A 4431-nucleotide genomic window follows, 5' to 3' on the forward strand; every position below is an offset into this window, starting at 1 on the left:
GGAACGCCAAGCGTTGCGGGACGCGGTGACGCGCTACAACGCCGAGGGCGTCGCGGGGCTGTTCGACCGCCCGAAGGCGCAGGAACGCTTTCAAAAAGGGGGCTGCGCGACGCCGTAGCGGCGGCCACGGAGGCCCACCCCGGTAAGCGGATCAGCCTGTATTTCCAGGATGAGGCCCGCGTTGGGCAGAAGGGGCGGCTGGCGTGCCGTAGGGGATAAAGATGGGAACCGGTGGGAAGTGCGGATCAAGTGCTGAGCGGGCCGCTCTCTGGCAGAAAATCCCCCAACCGACCTGTCCGAATTTTCCAGGCCGGGTCTCTCTGACCGGAATCAATCAGGAGAAGGGTCACGTAGCCATGACCTCAATCAGAGGATTGTTGTGGCCCCAGTCAGAGATGATTCTCTCGCCCCGAGCCGCCCATTTGCGGAGCTCCTCAATATGGGCGTTTCCAGTGGGCGGTACGGAGCGCAACGCATTGGACCAGCCCTGAAAGTTGGGCAGCGTGTCGAACCGCCGGTTCTGCCAATGACGGATGGTCCAGCCCGTCCGCTCCAGCAGTTGGCGAAGATCGCCCGATGAAATCATGTGCATGGTTCCGCCGAACACCACACCGGGTGGGGCTGCATCCTGGCAATGCACCCGCATGACCAGCCGATAACTGAATGCCCGCAGCCCCCGCAGCAGGCGTTCTTTGTCGCGCATATGGCACAGCGATTCCAACAGCACCGCGCAGTCGAAAAAACCCGGTGGCAGGGTTTCCTCCGCATTGCCCAGGCGCACCGGCAATCCCAGGCTGCCTATGTGGCGGTATTGATCGCGGCTGACGGTCAGGCCCAAGGTGGGGCAACCCAGGTCTCGGACCCACATGGACATGGGGCCGCCCCAACCGCAGCCGACGTCATAGATGCGCTTTCCTTGGGGCAGCAGGGGGTAAAGCTCCGTTACGGCCCGCCGCTGGGCCACCTGCATGGCTTCAGAATCGGGCTTGGCCTGGGGATCGTCAAAAATTCCGAAGTGATAGTGCAGATCCGGGCCCAGAACGCGCCGCCATAAATCGATGCTTCCATCGTAAAAGGCACCGACATCCGCCCCATCCGGTTGCTTTGCCGGGGGAAAGGCCGCGTAAAGCTGAGTCTCGGCATGGCGGTTCATGATGAGGGATTGGGCTTTGACCCCACGGCGCAATTCGGCTTCGCCCGCCGGCCAGGCGCCTTGCCATGGGGCGGAGGAATACAAAGTGATTTCCGGCTCGTCACCGACCAGTGATACGGCGACGTGGCGTACAGGCAGGCGCCGCCAGCCGCTTCCTGCCGGCAGTTTCAGCAATTCTCCCAGGTCAAGCAGGCCCGGCAGGGTGTCGGCGCAAGGAGACCACGGAAAGGCCAGATCCAACTGATCGGGCTGCCCATCAGGCCCCAGACGCAGCCAAAATGCCGATGCCTGCACAAAGCGCGGTTCGGATAAAAGCCGCGCGAATGGGCCGCGCAGGCTTTCCGGGACCAAATCCAGCGGGCGCAGCCCATCGGGAGTTTCCGGAGGATAGTAAGCGACATAGCGCCGGGTTTCGGCCACGGCCCCGCCGGGACGCCACCGCCATGCCTGATAATCATCGGCAAGGGTGTTCGGGAGGCGGGCTTGGCGGTAATAACGGAGCGCGCCGCCCCCGATGGCGATGCCGTGACGAATCCCTTGCCCATCGGCGACGGCAAGCGGTTGGGCGGCCACGTCAACTGGAGCCCCCAATTGCCGCAGCACGGCCATCACGGAATCGGCGGCCGCTGGGCTATGATCCACCCAGCAACAGAAACGCCCCGCCTTTTCCACCCTGCCCGGCCGCAGTCGGGTAGAAAATTCCATCCGCATCCGCCGCTGCCCGGCCAAGGCACGGGACAACAGCTCTAGCAGTTTCCCGGGTTTCATCCCAAATCCGTGCGGCGGATCAAGGCGAGACAGGTGATGTCGTCCGCCTGCTCCATCCCGGCGGCGAAGCTGTCCACCGAAGAGACCACCGCCGCGATCACCTCGGCGGGCGAACGGCCACGCAATCCCGCCAGCAATTCCTGAAGACGATCATCTCCATACAAGGAATCATCCGCCGCACGAGCCTCGGTGATGCCATCGGTAAACATGAACAAAAGGTCGCCGGGGTTCAGGACCATGCTGGCCGACTTGTAGCGGGCGGTGGGAATGATCGCCACCAGCGGCCCCGTGGTTTTCAGGACATCAAGTTCGCCGCCGGCGGTGATGACATAGGGGCGGTTGTGCCCGCCATTGCAATAAACGAACTCGCCGGTTTCCAGGGCGAGAATCCCCAGGAACGTAGTCACGAACATGGCCAGTTCGTTGCCCTCGTTCAGCAGAGCATTGGCACGGGCCATGCACTGGTCGACACTCAATCCGCTGGCCGCCACGGACCGGATCACGGTGCGGCACATCATCATGAACAGCGAGGCGGGAACGCCCTTGCCCGACACATCGGCGATCACCACCGCCAGATGAGTATCGTCGATGGCGAAATAGTCATACAGGTCGCCGCCCACTTCCTTCATGGGGCACATGAAGGCGTCAAGATCTACATGGCGGGCGACGTGATCGGGAAGCGGCTTGGGCAGGACCGAGCGCTGGATCTGGGTCGCCATCTGCATTTCCTGGTCGCGGACATTGTTGCTTTGGACCTGACCCATGATTTCCTTGAAGGTCTGGGCAAAGCTTCCCAGATCGGGGGCGTTGGCGATCATGTCATTCAGGACATCGCCGCTGAAATCCTTGCGCTGCAAGGCCTGGGCCGCGACCGACAGGAACGCCAGCGGCTGATTGACCGAAACCAGCCGCCGTCCTAGATCAGCGATCACCGCCCGGGCAACCGAGGGATTCTGTTCAAGGATGTCCAGCATGTGCGAGGATTCGATGCGCAACAACCTCACTAGGCCGCGCGCCACCACCGTGGCCGTGCGCGTAGATTCGGTGAAGATAGAGATTTCGCCGATCAGGCCACCCGGTCCGACCGTTGCGGTCTTCACACAGTCGAATCCCACATCGACCATGACATCCAATTCGCCATCGAGCACGGCATAAGCACAGGATCCCATCTCGCCTTGGCGGAACAGGACCTCGCCATCGACCAGATCGACGGGCGCTGCATCATTGATGATCTGTTTTCTTGCTTTTTCACCAATAACAGCGAGCAGACCCTGAGGAAATGTCTCCTGCACCGAGTTATTACGATCATTGCCCATCAATCACCCGATCACTTTTTCGACCCGAATATTATTGCAATCACCATCGTGGCGATACGAAATCCGGTCCATGGTCTTCTTCACGATATGAACCCCCAGTCCACCGACTCGCCGTTCCATGATCGAGCTGGTCAAATCGGGGGCTGGGGCTTCGTTGAATGGATCGAAGGGCTTTCCGTCGTCGCGGATTTCCAGAACCAGGCTTCCATCCTGAATAGCGATATCCAGGTTGATGATGTGGTCTCCGCCCTCTGGGAAGCCATAAAGAATGGTGTTGAGGACCAGTTCCTCGATGACCAGCATGACCTGGCGGGTGATCTTTGCAGATATCCCTGCTGTTCCGGCGAAATCCTCGAATGCTGGCAGAATGCGGTCCATCTCCTCGCGCTTGTTAACCACCAGCAGATTGAGGACGGCCCCGTCCATGGCTCAGGCCTTTACCACAGAAATGGCAGCGCCAAGGTCCTCGCAAACATTGAGAACCTCTTCCAGGCCGCTGATCTCCATCACTTCGGCCACATCCTCTTGCAGATTGCACACGGCGAAACCACGGCCCAGGCCCATGGCCCGCTGCGAAGCCATCACCAGGACGCGCAGCCCGGCGCTGCTGACGTAATCCACCTTGGCAAGGTCCAGCACCAGGGCCGGGCGACCATCGGCCACATGGGACAGCAGATAATCCTCGCAGGTCTTGGCCGTGCTGCTGTCGATGCGGCCGTTCATGCAGACGACAGGAAACCCTTCGCTAACACTCTCCGAGAAGTTCATTTTTCCTCATCCTTATTAGCCTCGTGGGGCTCTTGATTTTCCGTCGCAAAAGTTTCCGGTTGGGCTGCGTCCCCTGTCAAGGGGACATCACCCACACCGCCAATGGCGGCATTCAACTGGTGATCGCTCAACAAGGCGGCCCCTTCGGGCATGCGAAGACGGTCAAGGGCGGCATTGGCCATCCGGCCAAGACCTGCCTTGGCTGTTTTGGGAATGGCCGCCAAACGCGCAAGCGCGCGCGGCGACAATTCCGCCCGATCATAGACGCCGCCAAGATGGCGCAAGGCGGCATCCAATTCATCCATTGTGCCATGAGAGTCAACCATCAGGCCGTCTCCTCTTGCATAAGCCCGGATTTCCCAGATGGTGCTGCGATTTCGTGACAGCGACTGCCAAATCTGATATAGAAATCAAGGCGGTACGGAC

Annotated in this window: 5 protein-coding genes and 1 pseudogene; 1 reads left to right on the forward strand and 5 read right to left on the reverse strand. The window is 60.7% G+C overall.

Annotated elements, in window-relative coordinates:
* Positions 1–70 precede the first annotated feature (70 nt).
* A pseudogene (locus tag A6A05_RS22225) lies at positions 71–201 on the forward strand (IS630 family transposase); the annotation flags it as partial.
* A 145-nt stretch (positions 202–346) separates the two neighbouring features.
* On the opposite strand, the gene A6A05_RS01645 reads toward A6A05_RS22225, so the two are convergent.
* Genes A6A05_RS01645 through A6A05_RS01665 form a run of 5 tightly spaced genes read right to left on the reverse strand, consistent with a single transcriptional unit; the run spans position 347 to position 4331 of the window.
* Positions 347–1921, reverse strand: a complete 1575-nt coding sequence (locus A6A05_RS01645) for an SAM-dependent methyltransferase (RefSeq protein WP_082910608.1) — start codon at positions 1919–1921, stop codon at positions 347–349.
* On the reverse strand, positions 1918–3237 hold the full coding sequence (locus A6A05_RS01650; protein WP_068496834.1) for a PP2C family protein-serine/threonine phosphatase: 1320 nt from the start codon (positions 3235–3237) through the stop codon (positions 1918–1920). The genes A6A05_RS01645 and A6A05_RS01650 overlap by 4 nt, the downstream gene beginning before the upstream one ends.
* A 3-nt stretch (positions 3238–3240) precedes the next feature.
* Positions 3241–3663 carry an ATP-binding protein gene (locus tag A6A05_RS01655; protein WP_068496837.1) on the reverse strand — a complete coding sequence of 141 codons (423 nt, stop codon included), beginning with the start codon at positions 3661–3663 and terminating at the stop codon, positions 3241–3243.
* 3 nt (positions 3664–3666) lie between these two features.
* Positions 3667–4005 (reverse strand): STAS domain-containing protein, encoded by a 339-nt coding sequence (locus A6A05_RS01660; protein ID WP_068496839.1) that lies wholly within the window; start codon positions 4003–4005, stop codon positions 3667–3669.
* Positions 4002–4331, reverse strand: coding sequence for a hypothetical protein (locus A6A05_RS01665; RefSeq protein WP_156520841.1), 330 nt, complete (start codon positions 4329–4331; stop codon positions 4002–4004). Before A6A05_RS01665 ends, A6A05_RS01660 begins: the two co-directional genes overlap by 4 nt.
* Positions 4332–4431: the final 100 nt, after the last annotated feature.

The sequence above is a fragment of the Magnetospirillum moscoviense genome, assembly GCF_001650635.1.
Lineage (GTDB): Bacteria > Pseudomonadota > Alphaproteobacteria > Rhodospirillales > Magnetospirillaceae > Magnetospirillum > Magnetospirillum moscoviense.